Raw genomic sequence first — 22073 nt, forward strand, 5'->3', positions numbered from 1 at the left:
CGGCGCCACACGCCCCGTCGGCGCCACACGCCCCGTCGGCGCCACACGCCCCGTCGGCGCCACGCGCCCCGTCGGCGCCACGCGCCCCGTCGGCGCCGCGCACACCGGGGGCGTTACGCGCCCCGTCGGCGTTACGCGCCCGGGCTCCGGCCGGGCTCCGTCCCCGGGCCGACCTTCAGCACCTCGTCGATCAGGTCGGCGCTCAGCCGCTCCGCCTCGGTGGCGGACGCCGCGATCATCAGTTCGCCGCACAGCTCGATCTCGGCGAGGGCGACGTGGTCCTGGACGGTGGTCGTCGTACGGAGCGGCGCCACGTGCGTTCACCCCTTCCAGCCGCTGTCGGCTTCCTAGCGTAGGGAGCGGTACACGCACCGCGCATGACACGTCCGGACCATTCTTCTGGCCCCTTCCGGCCGGTCCCGTCCCGTGCGCGCGCTCAGCCTTCGATCTTCCCGGCGTAGATGTCCCGCGCGGGCGGCAGCGTCACGTCGACGGGCGCGCCGAACGCGTACAGCACCGTCGTCGACGCGACGTCCACCTCGCGCCCCTCGTTCACGAAGCTGAACCGGTGGCGGACCTTGCGCAGCCGCCCCTCGTCGTCCAGGTACGCGTCGAACGGCACCGTGTCCGTGGTGAACCCTTTCGCCGCCGCCGCCAGCGCCCCGCGCACCTGCGGCGACGCGACCTTCGCCGCGTCGCCGATGTCGGTGGTGCCGCGGTAGTGGCTGACCTCGACGCCCGAGAGCTTCGCGTCACCGACGTACGTGACCTTCCGCGCCGCCCGCAGCAGCTCGGCGGCCGCGGCCGGGTCCGTCGCGCCGCCCGTGACGAGGTTGCCGTCGTCGAGGGTGGTCGTGTCGATGCGCACCCACTTGTCGGCGGGGACGCCGGCGCCGCGGTTCTTCATGTACAGCGCGCCCGGCGTGAGCAGCTCGGTGATCGGCCGCTGCTTCCCGGTGGCCGACGCCTCCTCGGGCAGCACCACCTGGAGCCGCCCGTGCCGCTTGCGGAAGTCGTAGCCGCCCTGGCCCTTGATGGTGAGGCGCGTCCCGCCCGTCGCCATCTCGATGGCCGTCGTCGCCTTCGACGTACCCGTACGCGCCAGCACGTCCGGGGCCTTGCGGACGACCTCGACGGCCGCCATGCCCCCGGCCCCGCCGGTGTCCGCGGTTCCGCCGGAGCCCGCGGCCCCGTGGGTGTCCGCGGCGCGCACCGCCGCCGCTCCCGGGGCCGGCGGCGTGGCATCGGCCGCGCCGGAACACCCGGAGACGCCCGTGACCGTCGCCGACACCGCCACGGCGGCCGCGACGGCGTACGCGCCGCCTCCGCGCCTCAGCTTCTGCACCACCATCGCCTGCCTACCCCCAACGCCTTGCCGCCTGTCCGAGACCCCCACCCGCCCCTGATAACGACCGCTCCGGCGCCTCGTCACGCACCGCGATTCCCGCCGGTACCGTTGACGTGTGCACTCGCAGGACGTCTCATCACCGCACCGCACCACGACCACCGAACGCGGCGCGTTCGCGCTGGCCCGCTGTTCCTGCGGCTGGGCGGGCCCCGCGCGCCGCTCGCGGGAACGCGCCCGTACGGACGCGGCGGAGCACCTGTCGTCGGCCGACGAGGGCGTGCGACAGTGACGCCATGCACCGGCGCGCACTGCTCACCACGGGGCTGACGGCGGCGGCCCTGGCCGCGACGGCCACGTCCTGCACGAAGTCCCCGCGGCCGTCCCCGTCCCCGTCCCCTTCCCCCTCCCGTACGGACTCGGCCCAACCGCCGTGGGCGGCGCTGGCGCGGGGCGTGGACGGCCTTCTCGTACGGCCTGAGGACGCCGCGTACGCGACGGCGCGCCAGCTCTACAACACCCGGTACGACGGGCTGCGCCCCGCGGCGGTGGCGTATGCGGCGGGTGAGGGCGACGTACGGGAGTGCCTGGCGTTCGCGCGGCGGCACGGGCTGCGGGTGGCGATCCGCAACGGCGGCCATTCGTACGGCGGTTGGTCCAGCGGGGACGGCCGCCTGGTGGTGGACGTGTCGAAGCTGGCCGCCGTGGCGGCGGACGGGGCGGACGGCGCGGTGATCGGGGCGGGCGCGAAGCTGTCGGGTGTGTACCGCGGGCTGGCGGCGCGGGGCCGTACGGTGCCGGGCGGGTCGTGTCCGACGGTCGGCGTCTCGGGGCTGGCGCTGGGCGGCGGGCACGGGATGGTGTCGCGGGCGTACGGCCTGACCTGCGACAGCCTGACGGGCGCGCGGATCGTGACGGCGGACGGCAGGGTCCTGGACGTGTCCGGGGACGCGCACCCGGAGCTGTTCTGGGCGCTGCGGGGCGGGGGCCACGGCATGTTCGGGGTGGTGACGGAGCTTCGGTTCCGTACGCATCCGGCGCCGCCGACGGTGACCGCGTACCTCAACTGGCCCTGGTCGCGGGCGCGTGCGGTGCTGGCGGCGTGGCAGGAGTGGGGCCCGGGGCAGCCGGACGAGATCTGGTCGACGCTGCACGCGTCGGCGGGCGCGGGCGGCGGGACGCCGACGGTGTCCGTGACGGCGATGACGCTGGGCGGCCGTGCGGAGCTGGAGAACGCCCTGGACCGGCTCGCGGACCGGGCGGGCGCGCCGGCGGCGTCCCTGGCGCTGCGGGAGCGGGACTTCCTGGAGTCGATGCTGGTGTTCGCGGGCTGCGCGGGGCTGAGCGCGGAGCAGTGCGCGCTGCCGGGCGAGGTGCCGGGGCGGAGCCCGGAGGGTGCGCTGGGGCGTGAGACGTACGCGGGTGCCTCGGACTTCTTCGACCGGACGCTGCCGGGGGCCGGGCTTGCGGCGCTGACGGGCGCGGTGCAGCGGTTCACGCGGACGACGGTCGCGCAGGGCGGGGGCGGGGGTTCGGTGGCGCTGACGGCGCTGGGCGGTGCGGTGAACCGGGTGGCGCCTTCGGCGACGGCGTTCGTGCACCGGCGGTCGCGGGTGCTGGCGCAGTACATCGCGTCGTGGCGGCCGGGCAGCGGCGGGGCGGTGCAGCGGGCGTGGCTGGAGGAGGCGCGGGGCGCGATGCGGCCGTGGGCGTCGGGCGCGGCGTACCAGAACTACCCGGACCCGACGCTGCGGGACTGGCGGCGGGCCTACTACGGGGAGGCGGCGGGGCGCTTGGCGGCGCTGCGCGGGAGGTACGACCCGACGGGCCTGTTCACGTACGCGCAGTCGGTCTGACCGCGCGGCTCAGGCGGCGAGGTCGCTGTCCCCTTCGCCCAGCCGCGGCTCGGGCAGGTCGAGCGTGCGGTGCGGCCGCCGCGGGTGGGCGGGCGCCCGGCGGGACCGTACGAGCCGTCCGGCCGGCCCGGACCGGGCGACGGCGGCGCACAGCGGCGTGAGCAGCCCGAGCGCGACGGGCGCGAGGAGCAGCGCGACGGCGGTGCCGAGGGCGAAACCGCCGACGACGTCGGTCGGGTAGTGCACCCCCATGTAGACGCGGCAGAACCCCTCGGCGAGCGCGAGCCCGATGGCGGCGAGCCCGAACCGCTTGTGCGCGATGAACAGCCCGACACCGACGGCCATGGCGAGGGTGGCGTGATCGCTGACGAACGAGTAGTCGGTCTTGCCCGCCACGAGGACGTCGAGCCCGTCGTGGTCGCGGAAGGGCCGGGGCCGTTCGACGAACCCCCGGATGGGAATGTTGACGAGGAGCGCGATGCCGGCGGCGAGCGGCGCCCAGACGACCCCGGCGACGCCGCTGACGGACTCCTCGGCCGTGCCGCGTCGCCGCACGCTCCACCAGCACCACAGCACGACGAGGACGAGGGCGAGCAGGATGCCGTACTCGCCGACGAACGCCATGACGCGGTCGGCCCAGGCGGGGGCGGACCTGGCCAGCCCGTTGATGTCGTAGAGCAGGCTGACATCGGGGTTCGAACCATCCGATGCGAGTCCAGCCACCATGTGCTGCGGCCCCTTGCCTTGTGCTGCTGCCGGTGCGGTCGGTCAGTCCAGGGAACGACGCGCGTGAGGGGTACGTTCCACTCTCCACGGAACGATCACCACGACGTTACCGAAGAGTGATACGTCTCCCCAGCTCAGAGCGCTCAGGGACCGAACAGTTCCCGCCACGCGCGTGCGGGGCGGCCAGCGTACCGATCAGGCGTCAGGAGTCCGTCGAGGCAGTGCCTCGGCGCCGTCCTCGGTGACACGGGTGGCCCCGAAGTAGTCGGGCGTATCGATCTTGTCGAAGCGGATCACGGCACCGGTGTACGGGGCGTTGATCATGTACCCGCCTCCAACGTACACGCCGACGTGCCGGATGGCCCGGGAGTCCGTCAGATCGTCGGAGAAGAAGACCAGATCCCCGGGCAGCAGCTCGTCCCGGCCCGGATGGGGCCCGGCGTTGTACTGGTCGTTGGCGACGCGCGGCAGTTCGATGCCGACGGTCCGGTACGCGGCCTGGGTAAGCCCGGAGCAGTCGAACCGGCCGCCGTGCTCGGGCGTCCCGTTGCCGCCCCACAGATAGGGCTTCCCCAGCTGCTTCTGAGCGAAGTAGATGGCTCCCGCGGCCTGCCGCGAGGGCTCGACGCGCCCTACGGGCCGGGCGAAGCTCTTCTCCAGGGACCGGATGATCTTCACATAGTTCTGGGTCTCCTTGTAGGGCGGAACGCCCCCGTACTTGATGACGGCGTAGGGGCCGGCGTTGTAGGCGGCGAGCATGTTGTCGGTGGGGTCACCGGGCACGCCCTTCACGGAGTTGGCCAGGGAGCAGTCGTAGGAGGCGGCGGACGGAATGGCGTCGTTCGGGTCCCAGACGTCCCGGTCGCCGTCCTTGTCCCCGTCCACGCCGTGACTGGCCCAGGTCCCGGGGATGAACTGCGCGATGCCCTGCGCCTGGGCGGGGCTCTGCGCCCGCGGGTTGAACCCGCTCTCCTGGTACAACTGCGCGGCGAGCAGCGCAGGGTTGACGGCGGGACACAGATTTCCCCACCGCTGCACGAGCGACTGATAGGCGGCCGGCACAGCCCCCTTGGCCAGCCCCACGGTCCCGCGCACCCCGCTCCCGGCCCCACCGATGAGCCCGGCTGCGGCGGAGTACGTCCCGACGACGAGCAACGCGACGAAGCTCAGGCACATCCCGACGGCCGCGCCGCCGACCAGCCACGCCTTACGCACCGTCAACCACCCTCCGCCCGGGGTACGCCGCCGGGGCCAGTCTAGGCGGCGAACCGTCACTTCAGCAGGTACTGAAGCTCGTTGCAGTCGAAAACCCGTACGTGTGATGATCCGACATATGAGCGCGTACGGGGAGGGGAACGGGAGCTCGCCGACCAGGAGGTCACGGCTCGCGGACCTGGATGGGGCAGCTCCACAGGTTCCTCCGGCACAGACGACGAATGCGGCTGTCGAGGTGGCACCGCAGCCGCCGGCGGTCGACGAGGCGGCGATCCGGCGTGAGTTCGCGGCGCTGCTGGGCGAGTTCCGCCGTACGCCCGTACTGGTCCCGCTGACACCGGACGGCGGGCTGTGGACGGCGGACCAGGGCGGCATCCGCTGGATCTGCGCGTTCTCGCACGAGGAGGCGCTGGCCCGCTTCGCGCAGGCGCGCGGCGAGGCATCTCGTACGTGGGAGTACCGCACGGTGCTGGGCGCACGCCTCCTGGACGTCATGGTGCCGCTGCTCGGCGTCCCGGCGGGCGTGGCGCTGGACGCGGGGAGCGCGGACGGCACGGTGTTCCCGCCGGTCAGGGGCGTCGTACCGGACGCGGCGGCGGTGGACGTGGACGACGACGGTGATCTCAGGACTCTCGGGGGGACGACGGCATGAGCGGTGAACCGAAGCTCGTACTGCCGCCGGAGACGGCGCGGCTGCTGACGGACGGCATCAACAAGGCGCACGAGGAACTGAAGGACCTCGGCTCGATCGGCGACGCCACGGCGGGGACCGGCTTCCAGGACCTGGCGCTGTCGGCGGTGGAGCTGGGCCACCACGGCCTGGCCGACGGCTTCAGGACGTTCTGCGAACGCTGGGGGTGGGGCGTCCGCACCCTGATGCAGCGCGGCAACGGCTTCGCGCAGGCGGTCGGCCTGGCGGCGGGCGGTCTGCACGAGCTGGACCAGTACGTCGACGGCACGTTCAAGATCGTCGTGAACGGCGTGAACGGCAACCCGCACCTGTCGGAGGAGGAGGTCAAGGCCAAGAGCTGGGACGAGCTCCGGTCGCAGAGTCCGACGGACGGCGCCGACTGGAGCGGCGCGTCGTTCTCGAAGGCCCACGAGGACGTGACGCAGACCTGGAACGACGTGAACTACGACATCCAGCACCAGCTCGCGGACTCGATGGAGCGGGCGGGCGTGTACGACAGCCGGGAGCGTGAGCTGCTGGACCAGGCCCAGCAGGCCCAGTACAAGCCGACGGACGAAGCGGTGCAGCGCGCGAAGGGTTCGTCCACCGGGGCAGCCGACTGATGGGCGACTTCTTCGAAGGACTCGAAAAGGGCTGGGACAAGTTCAAGCAGTACACCGGCCACGCGATCGACAACACCACGAACGAACTCGGCGGCTTCCTGGACCACGTCGGCGCCGAGGACTGGGCCGACAGCGTCGAGGACTGGGGCGACGAGACGGCGTCGTCGCTCGGCGCCAGGATCGGCGAGCAGCAGCTCGGCCAGACCGACCAGGCCGACGAACTGGTGCGGGGCAAGCCCGGCACGATCACGGCGACCGTCAAGAACCTCCGCGACTTCAAGAGCGCCTTCGACATGGTGGGCCGGGGCCTCAAGGGCCTGGACTCGGCGAACTGGAAGGGCGAGGCGGCCGACGCGTTCCGCGAGAAGTTCACGCTGCTGCCCACGGAGTGGCTGCGCGCGGCCGACGCCTTCGGGGACGCGGCGGGGGCCCTGGACACCTACGGGAAGACGCTCACACGCGCGCAGGCCAAAGCCCAGGAGGCGATCGACCTCTACAAGGAGGGCGAGGCGGACTCGAAGAAGGCGGTCGACGCGCACAACGCGAAGGTCGACAAGTACAACGCGTCACTCGACACGGACACGCCTCTCCCCAGACCGGCCGAGTTCTCCGACCCGGGCACGGCGAAGCGCGAGCGCGCCCAGGAGGTCCTGAAGGAGGCGCGCCGGCAGCGCGACGAGGCGGCGGAGACGGCTGCGAAGGCGGTCAAGGAGGCACTGCGGCACGCGCCGAACCCGTCGGCCAGGGACCGCATGCTCAACACGGTGATCGACAGCGTGAAGGCGGGCGCCGTCGAGGAGGCCCACTTCGCCGGCGGCATGCTCAAGGGCACGATCGGCATCACGAACTTCGCGCGCTCGCTGCTGCCCATCGACCCGTACAACATCACGCACCCGGCGGACTACTACCGGAACGTCAACATGACGCTCGCGGGCCTGGTGACGACGGTGGCCCACCCGGACCAGGCCCTGCGCAACGCCTGGGAGGCCGCGAAGAAGGACCCGAGCGAGTTCTTGGGCCGCCTGGTGCCGGAGCTGCTGGGCACGAAGGGCGCGGGCAGCGTCAAGACGATCGCGTCGGCGGGCCTGAAGGGCGGGGCTAAGGGCGCCGTGGACGACGCGGCTGCGGGTGCGCGCAGGCAGGTCGAGGACCCTGCGGAGCCCGCACGGCAGGAGAACGCCCGCGAGAGTGGCAACTCCGACCCAGTGGACATGGCGACCGGCGCCATGTTCCTCCCGCAGACGGACATAGCCCTGCCGGGTGTTCTCCCGCTGGTCTTCAAGCGGCGGGTGGCGTCGGACTACAGGGCGGGCCGGTGGTTCGGCCCGTCGTGGTCGTCGACGGCGGACCAGCGGCTGGAGATCGACGCGGAGGGCGTGATCTTCGTCTGCGAGGACGGCATGCTCCTCGCGTACCCGCACCCGGCGCCGGACGTCCCGGTCCTCCCGAGCCACGGCCCGCGCTGGCCGCTGAGCCGGGACGCGGACGGCGGCTACACGATCACGGACGCGGAGACGGGCAGGGTCTGGCACTTCACGGAGACGTGGGCAGACCGTGCCCTGCTGACCCAGATCGACGACCGCAACGGCAACTGGATCGGTTTCGAGTACGACGCGGAGGGCGCCCCCGTGGGCATCGCCCACAGCGGCGGCTATCACCTGAAGCTCACGACGGCGGACGGCCGCGTGACGGCCCTCCACCTGGCGGGCGGGGCACCGGACGGCACGGACCAGGAGATCCTGCGCTACGGCTACACGGACGGCCACCTGACGGAGGTCGTCAACTCCTCGGGCGAGCCGCTGCGCTTCACGTACGACGACCGAGCCCGGGTGACGTCCTGGACGGACAGGAACGGCAGCCGCTACGACTACGCGTACGACGACCGGGACAGGTGCGTGGCGGAGGGCGGCGAAGAAGGCCACATGGCCCTCCGCTTCACGTACGACGAAACGGACCCGGAGACGGGCCACCGAGTCACCACGACGACCAGTCCCACGGGCACGACGCACCGCTACCTGATCAACGAGTCCCACCAGGTGGTAGCGGAGATCGACCCGCTGGGCGCGGTGACGCGCTACGAACGCGACCGCTACAACCGCCTGCTGTCCCGTACGGACCCACTGGGCCGCACGACCCGCTTCGCATACGACGAGGCCGGCAACCTCACGGCGCTGGAGCGTCCGGACGGCCGCCGGGCGAGGGCGGACTACAACGCCCTGGGCCTGCCGACCCGCATCGTGCACCCGGACGGCAGGGTGACCCGCCAGACGTACGACGAGCGCGGCAACCGCACGTCGGTGACGGACCCGACGGGCGCGACGACGACGTTCACGTACGACGAGGCGGGCCGCCTCACGTCGGTCACGGATGCCCTGGGCCACACGACAAGGGTGCACTGCGACGGGCGAGGCCTCCCCGTCACCGTCGAGGACGCCTTGGGCGCAAGGACCCACTACACCCGCGACGCCTTCGGCCGGCCGAAGGCCATCACGGATGCGCTGGGCGCGACGACGAGCCTGGAGTGGACCCCGGAGGGCCTACTGTCCCGCAGGACGGAGGCGGACGGCACGCAACAGTCGTGGACGTACGACGGCGAGGGCAACTGCGTCAGCCACACGGACGCCATGGGCGGCGTCTCGGCGTTCGAGTACACGCACTTCGACTTGCTGAAGGCCCGCACGGGCCCTGACGGCGTGCGCTACGAGTTCACGCACGACACGGAACTCCGCCTGACGGAGGTCCGCAATCCGCAGGGCCTGACGTGGACGTACGAGTACGACGAGGCGGGCCGCCTGGCCTCCGAGACGGACTTCGACGGCCGCCGGCTCACGTACGAGCACGACGCGGCGAGCCAGCTGCTGTCCCGCTCGAACGGCCTCGGCGAAACGATCCGCTTCGCCCGCAACGCGCTGGGCCAGGTGACCAGCAAGGACGTCGAAGGCACCGTCACCACCTTCACGTACGACGTCTTCGACGAACTGGCCGAGGCCACGTCGCCGGACGTCACCCTCACCCGCCTCCGCGACCGCCACGGTCGCCTGCTCTCGGAGACGGTGAACGGCAGGAAGCTGACCTACTCGTACGACACCCTGGGCCGCCGCACGGGCCGCACAACGCCCACGGGCGCGGTGAGCGAGTGGACGTACGACGCGGCGGGCCGCCGCACCCAGCTGACGACGTCGGGCCGCACGCTCACGTTCGAGCATGACGCGGCGGGCAGGGAGACCACGCGCCACGTGGGCGAGGCGCTCAAGCTGAGCAACACGTGCGACGCTGTGGGCCGCCTGACCCACCAACACGTGGGCGTCGGCGGCGAGACCCTCCAACAGCGCACGTACACCTACCGCCCCGACGGCAACCTCGTCGGCATCGACGACCACCTGGCGGGCCGCCGCAGCTTCGACGTGGACGCGGCCGGCCGCGTGACGGCGGTGCACGCGGCGAACTGGACGGAACGCTACGCCTACGACGAGGCCGGCAACCAGACAGAGGCGTCCTGGCCCACCTACCACCCGGCCCAGGAAGCCACCGGCACCCGCACGTACACGGGCACCCGCATCACCCGAGCCGGCAAGGTCCGCTACGAACACGACGCCCAGGGCCGCGTCACCCTCCGCCAGAAGCCTCGCCTGTCGAAGAAGCCGGACACCTGGCGCTACGAGTGGGACGCGGAGGACCGCCTGACCGGAGTCACGACCCCGGACGGCACGGTCTGGCGCTACGTGTACGACCCGCTGGGCCGCCGAATAGCCAAGCAGCGCATGGCGCAGGACGGCCGCGAGGTGGCGGAACAGATCACGTTCACCTGGGACGGCACAACCCTCTGCGAGCAAACGGCCGAGTCCCCCGACCTCCCCCACCCCGTGGCACTCACCTGGGACCACAAGGGCCTCCACCCCCTGACCCAAGCGGAACGCCTCTTGGACCGCGACACCCCTCAAAAGGTCATAGACGACCGCTTCTTCACCATAGTCACAGACCTGGTGGGCACCCCGTCAGAGCTGATCGACGAGTCAGGCACCCTGTCTTGGCACACCCGCACCACCCTCTGGGGCACCACAACGTGGTCCTCGACCAGCACCACGTACACACCCCTCCGCTTCCCCGGCCAATACTTCGACCCCGAAACCGGCCTCCACTACAACTACTTCCGCCACTACGACCCCGAAACGGCCCGCTACCTGTCAGCGGATCCCCTCGGCCTCGAACCAGCCCCCAACCCGGCAACATACGTACACAACCCCCACAGCTGGACGGACCCCATCGGACTCAGCCCATATCAGCTCCACGACCTGGGTGATGGCTGGTATCGATCTGCAGCGGGATTGGATTACGGACCCGGAAGCGCAGAAGGGCATCGGATCATCCATGTGATGCAGCACGCCCACGAAAATCCCAACAAACCCAGGCATGGGGTATTCGACACGGGAACCAGTGGAATTCTGGAAACTGTCGACACAGCTTGGCTGAGAAGAGACCTTGCCGTCGACGTGCGCGAACAGGGAGCAAGAACGACATACATCATTCCGATGAGCCGACAGGTAGGCTACAATTTCGGCGAGGACTTCATCAGCATTACAGTCGAAAACGGGAATGAAGTAATCACCGCATTCCCGAGGAGTTGGCCACAATGAAACATAAAATCGCCTGCACACACTGCGGCCAAGACTGGATCAAAAGATACCAGAGGAGGGACACGGGCGAATTCTTCCACCTGTGCCCGGAGTGCGAGTCGGTATGGCTCGAAGGCCAGAATACCAGCGAGGAAACAGAGCTGTACCTCAGCGAGTTCATGGGCACCGGGGATCCGTCTAAGGATTGGGAAAAAATCCTGTGCGCCGAATAAGGCAGCCGCGGACTCCAGGCTGAAGATTGGCCACGTGACAGTCGGCAGACCCACTGCACCTTCGTCGTAGCCCCGTGCGATGGGTGCTGCCGCGGGGCTGAAAGGCCGCACCCCGCGGCAGCACTATGACGCGAAGGCCGAGCAGTTGGAGCTTGTGCCGGGTGCCCTGCCCACGCTCAACGCAGATGGCCCCAATAGGGCCTCGCTGGCTTACCGTTTGAGCGCAGGCGCCCAACTCGCCGGGCGGATGGGCGAACCGGATGGCCGAGCGGTGCCGGTATGCAAGGCGCATTGACGTACGGTACGGCCATGTCCATACCGCCGCATCAAGGCCACCAGCAGCCCCAGGGCCAACCGCCGTACCTGGGCGGGCCCCAGCAGCCCTACCCGGGCCCGGCATTTCCAGGGCAGCCTCTTCCAGGCCAGCCGCCCCAGGGCCATGCTCATGCGTACGGGCAACCTCTTGGCCAGCCGTATGGACAGCCGTACGGGCAGGCTCCCCTCCCGCCGCCCCCGCGCAAGAGCCGGACCGGCCTGATCCTGGGGATCGTCGCCGCATCCATCGCCGGAGTCCTGTTGCTCGCGTGGTTCGGCATCAACGTGGTCGTCGGTGGCTCCGGTTCGCCTTTCCCTGCCGCCACGCACCGATTGGAACTCCCCGGCACACTGCTCGACAGCCGGTACACGCTCGCCGACGACCACTCCGACACGACGAACCGCAGCCTGAAGGGCACGAGTGAGACGAACATCCGCGATGCGAAGGCCGTGGCGGGCCAGTACACGGCCGCCGACGAGGCCAGGCCCGGTGTACTGATCGTCTCCGGCCTCTACGGCCGAATCAAGAACCCCGCCACCGCCCGCACCAAGACGCTCAAGGGCGCCGCAGACGCGCCCGGCACCCAGGTGCTGATGACCCCGAGGAACATCACTCCGCCCGGCTCGACCATCACTGTGAGCTGCCAGGCTCTCTCCACGAGCCAGGCACGCGGCGGCCACGCCGTCTACGCCATGTGCGCCTGGGCCGACGACAACACCAGCGCCTCCGTCGCCGAGATCACCGCGCAGACCGCCACTACGAGTCTCGACCTCGCGTCAGCGGCCCGCACCACGCTCGCGGTCCGCGAGGAGATGCGCCGCCCGATCAAGTGAGCCCAGGCTCACATGCTGCGGTAGACGGGGAGCCGATCCGTTGCCAGGGTGAGGAACAGTGGCTCGGGCAGTGGGACGTCCTCGCCGTACTTGCCGCGCAGCACGTCCTGGTAGGCACCGCCCTCAGGACAGGTATGCAGCAACCAGGTCCCCTGTCGGAGGTCGAGGACGAGCAGGGTGCGCACGCCGGCCACGGCGTACCAGTCGTTCTTCTGAGAGATGTCCCGCGCCTTCTCCGACCGCGAGATCACCTCGACGGCGAGTGCGACGTCCCCAGGTTCGGCCAGCCACCCTTCGTTCTCGCCCCAGTCGATCGGCCAGGACGACCAGGTCGGGAGTCACGTAGTCGTCTGGGTCATCCGGCAGCCCGATCGAGGACACCTCGTACGCCGCCAGGCCCTCCGGCACCGACGCGTACAGCTGCGTACGCAGGTTCCGGACTGTTCCTGCGTGCTTGCCGCACCGCGTCGGGGACATCACCAGAGCGCCTCCCAGGATCTGCACGCGCAGACCGGTCGCTTCATCGATCTCTTGGGCCAGCTCGCGCAGCTTCCCCGGGCGGGCACGCAGGCGCCTCGCCACGGAGGCGTTCCGCGACCTCCGCATCAGCAGCCGCCCCCGCCCGCACCCGCCGGCGGCGGGACCGCGCACTCCACCCACAGCAGCTTCCCGCCGCCCTCCCCGAAGAGGCCGCCGCTGCCCAGCGGGTACGCCCCGAAGTTGTCGGCGCACATCTCCACGAGCAGCAGCCCCCGCCCCCGTTCGTCCCCGTCCCCCGCCCGGGTGGCCGTCGCCCCGCGAAACGGGGCCGGGATCCGCGGGTTGGTGTCCCAGACGCTCACCCGCAGGCGGCTCGCGTCGGTCGCGCGGAGGCGGAGGGTGTACGGGGCGTCGGAGTGCAGGTACGCGTTGGTGACCAGCTCGCTCGTCAGCAGCTCCGCGACCGCTGTGAGCGCCCGCATGCCGTGGGCCGCGAGGACCGTACGGAGCGTGCTGCGGGCGATCCCGGGACCGCGCGGGTCCTGCGGAAGATGGAGGGTGTACGCCCAGGGCGGCGTTACGGTGAACGGCATGGAAGTCTCCGGTGAGTGTGGAGAGTTGCGGCGAACATGCGTGTGCCCGGTGGCTCTGCCGGTCCGTCGACCGGTGCGCTTCCAGGCGAGTGGCCTGGGTCACAAACTAGCGGCATCGCTGAATACATTCAGCGGTTTCTGCTGAACTCGTAGGGCATCCAACTCGTGTGGGTGACGACGGCAAGGAGATACGCCAGTGAGAGGCGCCCCCACCGCACGCCAACTGCGCTTCGGCATCGAGCTGCGGAAGCTCCGCGAGCGGGCAGGGCTGTCCGCGACCGAGGTGGGCCGACTGCTCGGCGTCCGGCAGGCCCAGATCAGCAACATGGAGGCCGCCCGCTTCGGCGTCAGCCCCGAGCGCATCCGCACCCTGGCCCACCACTACTCCTGCACGGACGCCGCACTCGTCGATGCTCTCGTGGACATGGCCACGCGGCGACCTCGCGGGTGGTGGGAGGAGTACCGCGACATCCTCCCCGCCGCTCTCCTCGACCTTGCCGAACTCGACCACTACGGTCGAGCCCTCCGTACCGGCCACACCTCGCACATCCCCGGCCTCCTCCAGATCCCCGAGCACGCCCGCGAGATCTTCCGGAACACCGTGCCGGCCTACGCCCCGCCCGAGATCGAGCACCGCGTGTCCCACCGCATCAAGCGACAGGCGGTCCTGTACCAGGACGACCCGACCCCGTACCGCGCGATCATCCACGAGGCCGCCCTCCGCATGCAGTTCGGCGGTCCCGCCGTCCAGAAGCGGCAGCTGGAGCACCTGCTGGCCATGTCCGAGCGCGCCCACATCACCGTGCGCGTCATCCCGTACGCCGCCGGGGCCTACCCGGGAGCAGGTCAGGCCATCTACTACGTGCACGGGCCTGTTCCCCAGCTCGACACCGTGCAGCTCGACCAGTCGCACGGCCCCAAGCTGATCGACGCAGAGGCCGAACTCAACGTGTACCGGCACGTACTGGACCGCATGGAGGCGATCGCACTCACCCCGGACGCCTCACGCGAGTTCATCCACGACATCGCCCACAGCCTGTGAAGGAACCGATCCCCATGACCTCGGCAACCGCCTGGCAGAAGTCCTCGTACTGCGGCACCGGCGAGTCCTGCATACACCTCGCCCCCGCCCCCCAAGGCGCCGTCAGACTCACCGAGAGCAGCGACCCCACCGGGGCGATACTCACCCTCGCCCCCGCCACCTGGCGGGCCTGGCGGGATGCCATCAAGGGCGGGCGGCTGCCCGGGGGCGGGACCGTGGAGGCCGGGCCCGGCGGGGTGCTGCGCCTGCGGAGCGCCGACCACCCGGCCGTCGTCGTCACCACGTCCCCCGCCCAGTGGGACGCCTTCGCCGCCGGTGTGCGGGACGGGGAGTTCGACCGGCTCGCGGGGTGAGCGGAAGGAGGGGTCAGTTCCGGCTGGTGTTGGCGTGCATGGCGTGTGCGCATATGAACATCAGGCCAACACAGAAGGTGAACCCGACCCAGAAGCTCGCCCCGTCCAGCATCGCCCCCACCGGCATCACCACAGCCGCGAGCAACGCCATCAGCGTGCCGAGCGTCCTGTTCGACATGTGCCTCTCCCCCTGTCGGCCCCGTCAGTGGACGGGCCGTCACCACACCTGCTGAGCTGCGCGGACGCGGCGCGCGTCGGTCGTCGCGGTTCGCGTCGTACGAGGAAGACGACTGGCGCGGCCGACAGGTTCCCCCCGGTCGCGACATCCCCCCGACCGGCCCCCGCCCTCTCCACCGGACCTCCACCCGACCCCCGCCAACTGGTCTGGACCACTGCGCTACTCTGTGGCATGCAGCCGCAAACGGCTGTGCCACAGCCCGGCCGAGGACCACGGCAGGGGCAAGCACCACAGGAGAAGACATGGGCAACAAGGTGAGCCGACTCGGAGACGCCGGGGGAACGGCCGCCGCCATCACCGTCATCGCACTGACCGCCCTCGCCATCGTGGTGCTGGGGTACTTCCTCTTCACCCAGACGGGTCAGACCAAGGTCTGACCTACGGTCAGCGCGCATGCCGTACTGCCGCCGCCGGACGCACGTTCCGGCGGCGGCGTCGCGCTTCAAGGGGCGCCAGCGACGCCGGGGACGTAAACAGGGAACAACGACGGTCATTGCCCGGAGTCACCCTCCGTGATACACAGAGTGACCATACGCGTATCCGCACAGACCCGGCCCCCACCCAGCCACGCAGGTCAGAGGGGTCGGCTCGGTCAAACGTGCGGGGATCGGGTAAAGAGACCCGCCAAGTCGTCGTACGTCGGCGGTTCCATCAGCGAAGATAGTTGATGACCCCTGCCATGAGGCGGGGCTTCGAACTACCGAACAGGGGCGGTGAGTTACATGTACCTGGCGGCCGAGAAGGGCGACATCACCACCATCATTGGCGGAATCGCCCCGAATTGGGGGCCCTTCGGGGGCCTGGGCAACCAGGCCCGTGTGATGATCGAGATCGTGATGGCCGTGGCCATCCTGCTGTGCCTGGGCATCGCGATCTGGGGCGCGGCCAAGCAGCGCATCGGCGCCACGGCGCTGCGCGACACGTTCAGCGCCGAACAGGGCAAGGGCTTGATCGTGGCCGGGCTCACGGGCGTCTTCATCATCGGATCGCTCGGAACACTGTTCACCATCGTGTACGGGATGGCCGTCTAGCCCACCCACCCGCCTTCAGTCTCCGGGCTCGCAGAGGATGCGTCTCCTGATGTCCACTCACCACACCGCGTACGCGCGGACAGCAGCACGGCAGCGGCCGCCGTCGTCGTCGTACTCGTACGAGGGGGCGTGCCCGTCATGAGCTTCGGCGACGAGTACGAGGACGGAGGCGCCGGCGGTACGGGCCGCACCCGCACCCGGCTGCCCGAGGGCGGCGCCGGCGACGTGTACGGCGAGCCCGCGCGGCGACCTGCGCGGGCCTCGCGGTCCCTGGTGACCGTGGTGGGCGTGGTCGTCCTGCTGATCGCCGCGATCGCCTTCGCCAACCGCGACGGTGACGGCGACGGCGACGGGGCGTCCGGCGGGAGCGGCACCCAGGGGGCGGGCGCCGCCGCACCCACGGCGGCGACCGGCGTGAAGCCCGTCACCGGCAAGAACGGCACCATCCCGACGGGCTACGCCCAGGACGACCAGGGGGCGCAGAGCGCGGCGGCGAACTACGCGGTGGCGCTGGGCTCCGCCGAGATGTTCGACAAGACGAAACGCGACTCCATCCTGGCCGCCGTCATCGCGCCTTCGCGCCTGGCCCACTTCCGCCAAACTCTGGACAAGGCCTATTCGCCCGCGTTCTTCCAGAACGTCGGCCTCAACGCCGACGGCTCGACTCCGAAGGGCTTCACCTTCGTCTCGCGTACGGCCCCCATTGGCACCAAGGTCACGAGTCTCACCGCTACGAACGCGACGGTCGAGGTGTGGTGCGCGGGACTGATCGGCCTGGCCGGTGAGGGCTCGACGAAGCCGGTGACCAACGGCTGGTTCACCGTCACCATGGAGCTGGAGTGGGTGAACAACGACTGGAAGACCGTGAACCACTCCCAGAAGGACGGCCCGGCACCCGTCGGTGCCGACACGCGTGCGTCCAGCGCCGAAGAGATCGCTGACGCCGTGGAGGCGTTCGGAGGGTTCACCTATGCCCGCTGAGACCCGGCGCCGCGCCACCACCGCAGGCGCACTGCTACTCGCCCTGCAGACAGCCGCCGTCCTCCTGGCCACCCGGGCTGCCGCGGCCCCAACACCCACACCATCCCCCAGCGGTAGCAATAACCCCTGCGACCTCATCCACGGACCCGCCCGCGACTACTGCGAGTCCGGCGACGGCGCCGCCCGCCGTTCCCCCAGTACCCCCCTCGACCCCGCCGGCGGCAACCCCCTGGACCCCCTGTCCTCCCTCGCGCGCGGATGCGCGGACGCCGCCGCGTGGACCGTCGGCAAGCTCAGCGAGGCCGTCAAGGCGACGGCGGCCGTGGACTTCACGAACCCGAAGTTCCTCCAGCAGTACGCCGTCGTCTTCGCCGCCTCCACCATCCTGACCCTGGTCCTCTGGCTGCTCGCCGTCGCCAAGCGGGCCATCCGCGGCGTGCCGCTGTCCACCGCGATCTCCGAGGCCGTCGGGTTCCTGTGGCTCACCGTCCTGGCCTCCGCCTTCACGCCGCTCATCCTCCACACCGTCGTCTCCGCCACCGACGGCGTCACCGAGGTCATCGCGTCCGGCACCGGCGGTCAGACCGACGTGTTCTTCGGGTCGTTCGCGGCCGCCCTCAAGAAGGGCGAGGACATCGGCGGCGGGCCGATCATGCTGATCGTCGTCGCGCTCGTCTCGATCCTCGCCGCCGGCATCCTCTGGCTGGAGCTCGTCATCCGCGCCGCCCTCCTCTACGTCGGCGCCCTCCTCGGCACCGTCGTCTACGCCGGGCTCGTCGACAAGAACATGTGGGGCCACGTCCGCCGCTGGGCGGGCATCATGATCGCGATCATCCTCGTCAAGCCCATCATCGTGATCGTCCTCGGGCTCGCCGGTGCCTTGTCGTCCGGCGACGGCCCGGACGCCTTCTCCGCCGTCGTCTCCGGCCTCGCCATCATCCTGCTCGCCATCTTCGCCTCCGCCGCGATCTACCGCTTCGTCCCCGGCTTCGGCGACGAGATCGCCACCGCCCGTACGAACCGCAAGCAGGCCACCGACGGCGCCCAGGCCGCCGCCGTCATCTCCTCACCCGCCGCCCTCGTCTCCCAGGGCATCAAGACCCACAGCAGCCGCAACCACCAGCAACCCACCCCCGCCCCCGCACCTGCGGGCGCCGGCGCCGTCTCCGGTGGCGTCGCCGCCCACAGCACCCGAACCGGGGCAGGGGCCGGGGCCGGGGCCGGCGGCGGAACTGTCCCCTCCGCCGCACCCCCACCCCGTACCCCCACCAGCGGCGCACCCACCTCGGGCACCCCGCACAGCAGCCGTAACCCCGGCGGCAACACCGGCGGCAGCACCGGAACCGGAAACAGAAACAGCAGCAACAACAGCACCAACACACCAGGAGGTGGAGGGCGGTGACCACCCAGTCCCACACGATCACGCCCCGCCGCACCTATCTCATCGGCCGCGCCCGCCCCAACGCGATCATCGGCAAGAACCGGGAGACCGGCGAGATCGCCCTGATCATCGCCGGCGCGTTCCTCGGCATGATGTGCGGCCTCCTGGTCCCCGTCCTGTCCCTCCGCATCGCCCTCCTCACCGGCTTCCCCACCCTCGCCCTCGCCGCCGTCTACGTCCCCTACCGCGGCCGCACCTTCTACCGCTGGTTCGAGGTCAACCGCAGCTACAAGCGCATCCTCCGCCGCGGCACCGCCTACCGCTCCTCCGCCATCGAAGCCGGCACCCGCATCGACGGCCGCGAGGTCGAGATCGGCCCTCCGCCCGGCATCGGCCGCATCAACTGGCTCTCCGCCCCCTTCGGCCCCGACGAGATCGCCGTCCTCCTCCACGCCGACCGCCGCACCGTCACCGCCGCCATCGAGATCGAGGGCCCCGGCGTCGGACTGCGCGACAGCGAGGACCAGGAAGCCCTGGTGGACCGTTTCGGCACCCTCCTCAAGCACGTCGCCAACGGGGACGGCTTCGTCACCCGCCTCCAGATGCTCGCCCGCACCCTCCCCGCCGACCCCGACGCCCACGCCAAGGACGTCGCCCAGCGCGGCGACCCGGCCGCCCCCCGCTGGCTCCTCGACTCCTACGACCAGCTCCAGTCCATGGTGTCCACCTCCAGCGAGCAGCACCGCGCGTACCTCGTCGCCTGCATGCACTACACCCGCGAACTCGCCGCCGAGGCCCACGCCATCGCCCGCGCCGCCCGCCACGCCTCCGGCGCCACGCGCGGACGCCTCGACAAGGACGCCGGCCTCGCCGTCGTCATGGCCCGCGAACTCACCGACATCTGCGCCCGCCTCGCCGAGGCCGACATCCGCGTACGCCAGCCCCTCGGCCAGTCCCGCCTCGCGTCCCTCGTGCACTCCATGTACGACCCGGACCACCCCATCGACCACATCCAGGCCATGACGAAACGAAACGCTTGGCCGGCCGAACTCGACGCCGTCGAACCCACCTACCTCCAGGCCAAGACCCGCGAGTCGTCCACCCGCGCCCCCTGGTGCCACGCCACCGCCTGGGTCAAGGAGTGGCCGATGACCCCCGTCGGCGTCAACTTCCTCGCCCCGCTCCTCGTCCACACCCCCGACGTCATCCGCACCGTCGCCGTCACCATGGACCTGGAACCCACCGAGGTCGCCATCGAGCGCATGCTCACCGAGAAGACCAACGACGAGGCCGAAGCCAGCCGCGCCGCCAAGATGAACCGCACCGTCGACCCCCGCGACCTCGCCGCCCACGGCCGGCTCGACCAGCGGGGTGAAGATCTCGCCAGCGGCGCGGCAGGGGTCAACCTCGTCGGGTACATCACTGTGTCGTCCCGCTCACCCGAGGCCCTCGCCCGGGACAAGCGGACGATCCGGGCGTCGGCCGGCAAGTCGTATCTGAAGCTGGAGTGGTGCGACCGCGAGCACCACCGGGCCTTCGTGAACACCCTGCCGTTCGCGACCGGCATCCGCCGCTGACCGCCACCGGCACGACATGGACGAGACGATAGGACGATAGGGGCCTGATGATGCGCGATCCGCTGTCCGTCCTCACCGATGCCTTCACCTCCTTCCTCTTCGGGAAGGTGGAGACCACCCGCCTCCCCGTACGCACCTCCACCGGCCAGGCCCAGGCCGTCTACCTGCCCACCGCCGCCCCCGGCCTCGGCGACTCCGGCGTGATCATCGGCCGCGAGGTCTACAGCGGCAAGGGCTACATCTACGACCCCTTCCAGCTGTACGGCCAGCAGCTCCCCGCCCCCCACTGGCTGGTCCTCGGCGAGTCCGGTAACGGCAAGTCCGCGCTGGAGAAGACGTACGTGCTCCGCCAGCTCCGCTTCCGCGACCGCCAGGTCGTCGTCCTCGACGCCCAGGGCGAGGACGGCGTCGGCGAGTGGAACCTCATCGCGGAGCAGCTGGGAATAACTCCCATCCGCCTCGACCCCATGGCCGCCCTCGACGACGGCATCCGCCTCAACCCGCTCGACCCGTCCATCACCACCACGGGCCAGCTCGCGCTGCTGCGCACCATCATCGAAGTCGCCATGGGCCACGGCCTGGACGAGCGCTCCGGCTTCGCGCTGAAGGTCGCCCACGCGTACGTCAACGAGACCATCACCGACCGCCAGCCCGTCCTCACCGACATCGTCGAGCAACTCCGCCACCCCGAGCCGGAGTCCGCCGAGGCCATGAACGTCGACATAGACGACGTACGGGCCTGGGGCCTCGACGTCGCCCTCGTCCTGGACCGCCTCGTCGACGGCGACCTGCGCGGCATGTTCGACGGCCCGACGACCGTCGGCATCGACCTCGACGCGCCGCTCATCGTCTTCGACCTGTCCCACATCGACCGCAACTCCATCGCCATGCCCATCCTCATGGCGATCGTCGGCGTGTGGCTGGAACACACCTGGATCCGCCCCGACCGGAAGAAGCGCATCTTCCTCGTCGAGGAGGCCTGGCACATCATCAACAGCCCCTTCGTCGCGCAGCTCTTCCAGCGGCTGCTGAAGTTCGGCCGCCGTCTGGGCCTGTCCTTCGTGGCGGTCGTCCACCACCTCAGCGACGTCGTGGACGGCGCGGCGGCCCGCGAGGCGGCGGCCATCCTCAAAATGGCCTCCACGAGGACCATCTACGCCCAGAAAGCGGACGAGGCACGGGCCACCGGCCGGGTCCTGGGCCTGCCACGCTGGGCTGTGGAAATCATCCCCACCCTCACCCCGGGCATCGCCGTCTGGGACGTCAACGGCAACGTCCAGGTCGTCAAACACCTGGTCACCGAGGCGGAACGCCCCCTCGTCTACACCGACCGCGCCATGACCGAGTCCTCCGGACCCGAACTCCCCGAAGACGTCCAGGCCGCCGAATGGGAGGCGGAGCAGCGCGCGGCCCTCATCGAGCAGCACATGAACGAACCCTCCCGTTCGACGGTGGCCTGAGCCTCATGACCCGTACCGCCAAGGAAGCCAACACCGAGCGCGGCATCCCGGACGGCCTGCTGGTGGGCCTCCTGATGTTCCTGCTCGGCATGACCCTCCTCGTCTGGACCGCCACGGGCGTCGGCGGCCTCCTCACCCACGGCGCCTGGCCCGACGGCGTCACCTTCACCCGTACGCCCCTGGCCCTGCGGTCCCTGATCTCCGACCCGCAGGACCTCGCCGGCGCCTGGCCCGGAACACCGGCGGGGCAGCTTCCGGGGTACGGGGTGTTCTGGGGCCTGCTCATCGGCGAGCTCATGGTGCTGCTGGTGCTGACGGTGTTCGTCCTGGGTACGTACGCCCGCTGGCGCGCGGTACGAGCGACAGCCCGCCACAGGCCGGCCACCGGGGCAGCACACGAGGCAGCGCCCGCGACAACGCCTGCGGCCGCTCCCTCGGCAACAGAGCAGTACGCCGCCGCGCAGCCGCCGCCACCGACGGAGCGCGCGGAAACGGAGCCCGCCCCCG

General features: G+C 70.8%; 21 protein-coding genes and 1 pseudogene. 15 read left to right on the forward strand and 7 right to left on the reverse strand.

Annotated elements, in window-relative coordinates; all coding sequences use genetic code 11:
• Positions 1-131: 131 nt before the first annotated feature.
• A complete protein-coding gene (locus HTZ82_RS09775; protein WP_175408926.1) occupies positions 132-314 on the reverse strand; it encodes a hypothetical protein in 183 nt (60 codons plus the stop codon).
• A gap of 122 nt (positions 315-436) precedes the next feature.
• Positions 437-1351 (reverse strand): hypothetical protein, encoded by a 915-nt coding sequence (locus HTZ82_RS09780; RefSeq protein ID WP_175408927.1) that lies wholly within the window; start codon positions 1349-1351, stop codon positions 437-439.
• A gap of 112 nt (positions 1352-1463) precedes the next feature.
• Here HTZ82_RS09780 and HTZ82_RS09785 point away from each other — a divergent pair, with 112 nt between their 5' ends.
• A complete protein-coding gene (locus tag HTZ82_RS09785; protein ID WP_175408928.1) occupies positions 1464-1637 on the forward strand; it encodes a hypothetical protein in 174 nt (57 codons plus the stop codon).
• Positions 1638-1641: 4 nt separating this feature from the next.
• Entirely contained in the window at positions 1642-3201 is a 1560-nt protein-coding gene (locus tag HTZ82_RS09790; protein ID WP_175408929.1) for an FAD-binding oxidoreductase, read from the forward strand.
• A 9-nt stretch (positions 3202-3210) separates the two neighbouring features.
• On the opposite strand, the gene HTZ82_RS09795 is transcribed toward HTZ82_RS09790, so the two are convergent.
• Complete coding sequence (locus tag HTZ82_RS09795; RefSeq protein WP_175408941.1) at positions 3211-3924, reverse strand: phosphatase PAP2 family protein; 714 nt, start codon at positions 3922-3924, stop codon at positions 3211-3213.
• A gap of 198 nt (positions 3925-4122) precedes the next feature.
• Complete coding sequence (locus HTZ82_RS09800) at positions 4123-5142, reverse strand: bifunctional lytic transglycosylase/C40 family peptidase (RefSeq protein ID WP_309235393.1); 1020 nt, start codon at positions 5140-5142, stop codon at positions 4123-4125.
• A 118-nt stretch (positions 5143-5260) separates the two neighbouring features.
• Between HTZ82_RS09800 and HTZ82_RS09805 the strand changes: the two genes are divergently transcribed.
• The 4 genes from HTZ82_RS09805 (at position 5261) to HTZ82_RS09820 (ending at position 12430) form a co-directional block, all read left to right on the forward strand.
• On the forward strand, positions 5261-5794 hold the full coding sequence (locus HTZ82_RS09805; RefSeq protein WP_175408930.1) for an SseB family protein: 534 nt from the start codon (positions 5261-5263) through the stop codon (positions 5792-5794).
• Positions 5791-6435: a hypothetical protein gene (locus HTZ82_RS09810; RefSeq protein WP_175408931.1), complete on the forward strand. Its 645-nt coding sequence runs from the start codon at positions 5791-5793 to the stop codon at positions 6433-6435. The genes HTZ82_RS09805 and HTZ82_RS09810 overlap by 4 nt, the downstream gene beginning before the upstream one ends.
• The gene (locus tag HTZ82_RS09815; protein WP_175408932.1) at positions 6435-11069 is read left to right on the forward strand and encodes a putative T7SS-secreted protein; all 4635 of its coding nucleotides are present in this window, start codon (positions 6435-6437) and stop codon (positions 11067-11069) included. Before HTZ82_RS09810 ends, HTZ82_RS09815 begins: the two co-directional genes overlap by 1 nt.
• A 788-nt stretch (positions 11070-11857) precedes the next feature.
• Positions 11858-12430, forward strand: a complete 573-nt coding sequence (locus HTZ82_RS09820) for a hypothetical protein (protein ID WP_175408933.1) — start codon at positions 11858-11860, stop codon at positions 12428-12430.
• Between the two features lie 8 nt (positions 12431-12438).
• Here the strand turns inward: HTZ82_RS09820 and HTZ82_RS32155 are convergent, their stop codons facing one another.
• Positions 12439-12681, reverse strand: a complete 243-nt coding sequence (locus HTZ82_RS32155; RefSeq protein ID WP_309235392.1) for a hypothetical protein — start codon at positions 12679-12681, stop codon at positions 12439-12441.
• A 354-nt stretch (positions 12682-13035) separates the two neighbouring features.
• Positions 13036-13503 (reverse strand): ATP-binding protein, encoded by a 468-nt coding sequence (locus HTZ82_RS09830; RefSeq protein WP_175408934.1) that lies wholly within the window; start codon positions 13501-13503, stop codon positions 13036-13038.
• A 196-nt stretch (positions 13504-13699) separates the two neighbouring features.
• Here HTZ82_RS09830 and HTZ82_RS09835 point away from each other — a divergent pair, with 196 nt between their 5' ends.
• Both HTZ82_RS09835 and HTZ82_RS09840 read left to right on the forward strand, forming a co-directional pair.
• Positions 13700-14545 carry a helix-turn-helix transcriptional regulator gene (locus tag HTZ82_RS09835; RefSeq protein ID WP_175408935.1) on the forward strand — a complete coding sequence of 282 codons (846 nt, stop codon included), beginning with the start codon at positions 13700-13702 and terminating at the stop codon, positions 14543-14545.
• A 14-nt stretch (positions 14546-14559) separates the two neighbouring features.
• Positions 14560-14898: a DUF397 domain-containing protein gene (locus HTZ82_RS09840; protein WP_175408936.1), complete on the forward strand. Its 339-nt coding sequence runs from the start codon at positions 14560-14562 to the stop codon at positions 14896-14898.
• A 13-nt stretch (positions 14899-14911) separates the two neighbouring features.
• Here the strand turns inward: HTZ82_RS09840 and HTZ82_RS09845 are convergent, their stop codons facing one another.
• Positions 14912-15076 carry a hypothetical protein gene (locus HTZ82_RS09845; protein ID WP_175408937.1) on the reverse strand — a complete coding sequence of 55 codons (165 nt, stop codon included), beginning with the start codon at positions 15074-15076 and terminating at the stop codon, positions 14912-14914.
• 302 nt (positions 15077-15378) lie between these two features.
• Between HTZ82_RS09845 and HTZ82_RS32725 the strand changes: the two genes are divergently transcribed.
• The 7 genes and pseudogenes from HTZ82_RS32725 to HTZ82_RS09875 form a co-directional block, all read left to right on the forward strand.
• On the forward strand, positions 15379-15513 hold the full coding sequence (locus tag HTZ82_RS32725) for a hypothetical protein (RefSeq protein ID WP_302852220.1): 135 nt from the start codon (positions 15379-15381) through the stop codon (positions 15511-15513).
• A gap of 345 nt (positions 15514-15858) precedes the next feature.
• Positions 15859-16167: a hypothetical protein gene (locus HTZ82_RS09850; RefSeq protein WP_010474953.1), complete on the forward strand. Its 309-nt coding sequence runs from the start codon at positions 15859-15861 to the stop codon at positions 16165-16167.
• Between the two features lie 138 nt (positions 16168-16305).
• Positions 16306-17148 carry a hypothetical protein gene (locus HTZ82_RS09855; protein WP_175408938.1) on the forward strand — a complete coding sequence of 281 codons (843 nt, stop codon included), beginning with the start codon at positions 16306-16308 and terminating at the stop codon, positions 17146-17148.
• Positions 17138-18550 carry a hypothetical protein gene (locus tag HTZ82_RS09860; RefSeq protein ID WP_175408939.1) on the forward strand — a complete coding sequence of 471 codons (1413 nt, stop codon included), beginning with the start codon at positions 17138-17140 and terminating at the stop codon, positions 18548-18550. Before HTZ82_RS09855 ends, HTZ82_RS09860 begins: the two co-directional genes overlap by 11 nt.
• Positions 18547-20106, forward strand: coding sequence for an SCO6880 family protein (locus HTZ82_RS09865; RefSeq protein WP_175408940.1), 1560 nt, complete (start codon positions 18547-18549; stop codon positions 20104-20106). Before HTZ82_RS09860 ends, HTZ82_RS09865 begins: the two co-directional genes overlap by 4 nt.
• Before the next feature lie 50 nt (positions 20107-20156).
• Entirely contained in the window at positions 20157-21566 is a 1410-nt protein-coding gene (locus HTZ82_RS09870; protein WP_175408943.1) for an ATP-binding protein, read from the forward strand.
• 5 nt (positions 21567-21571) lie between these two features.
• Positions 21572-22073 (forward strand): annotated as a pseudogene (locus HTZ82_RS09875) (type VI secretion protein); the annotation flags it as partial.

It is taken from the genome of Streptomyces sp. TRM64462, from assembly GCF_013362995.1.
GTDB lineage: Bacteria > Actinomycetota > Actinomycetes > Streptomycetales > Streptomycetaceae > Streptomyces.

Coding starts and splice junctions, on each gene's coding strand:
- HTZ82_RS09780 (WP_175408927.1), bottom strand. CDS start 1,351: ATGGTGGTGCAGAAGCTGAGGCGCGGAGGCGGCGCGTACGCCGTCGCG.
- HTZ82_RS09790 (WP_175408929.1), top strand. CDS start 1,642: ATGCACCGGCGCGCACTGCTCACCACGGGGCTGACGGCGGCGGCCCTG.
- HTZ82_RS09805 (WP_175408930.1), top strand. CDS start 5,261: ATGAGCGCGTACGGGGAGGGGAACGGGAGCTCGCCGACCAGGAGGTCA.
- HTZ82_RS09810 (WP_175408931.1), top strand. CDS start 5,791: ATGAGCGGTGAACCGAAGCTCGTACTGCCGCCGGAGACGGCGCGGCTG.
- HTZ82_RS09815 (WP_175408932.1), top strand. CDS start 6,435: ATGGGCGACTTCTTCGAAGGACTCGAAAAGGGCTGGGACAAGTTCAAG.
- HTZ82_RS09830 (WP_175408934.1), bottom strand. CDS start 13,503: ATGCCGTTCACCGTAACGCCGCCCTGGGCGTACACCCTCCATCTTCCG.
- HTZ82_RS09840 (WP_175408936.1), top strand. CDS start 14,560: ATGACCTCGGCAACCGCCTGGCAGAAGTCCTCGTACTGCGGCACCGGC.
- HTZ82_RS09845 (WP_175408937.1), bottom strand. CDS start 15,076: ATGTCGAACAGGACGCTCGGCACGCTGATGGCGTTGCTCGCGGCTGTG.
- HTZ82_RS32725 (WP_302852220.1), top strand. CDS start 15,379: ATGGGCAACAAGGTGAGCCGACTCGGAGACGCCGGGGGAACGGCCGCC.
- HTZ82_RS09850 (WP_010474953.1), top strand. CDS start 15,859: ATGTACCTGGCGGCCGAGAAGGGCGACATCACCACCATCATTGGCGGA.
- HTZ82_RS09855 (WP_175408938.1), top strand. CDS start 16,306: ATGAGCTTCGGCGACGAGTACGAGGACGGAGGCGCCGGCGGTACGGGC.
- HTZ82_RS09860 (WP_175408939.1), top strand. CDS start 17,138: ATGCCCGCTGAGACCCGGCGCCGCGCCACCACCGCAGGCGCACTGCTA.
- HTZ82_RS09870 (WP_175408943.1), top strand. CDS start 20,157: ATGCGCGATCCGCTGTCCGTCCTCACCGATGCCTTCACCTCCTTCCTC.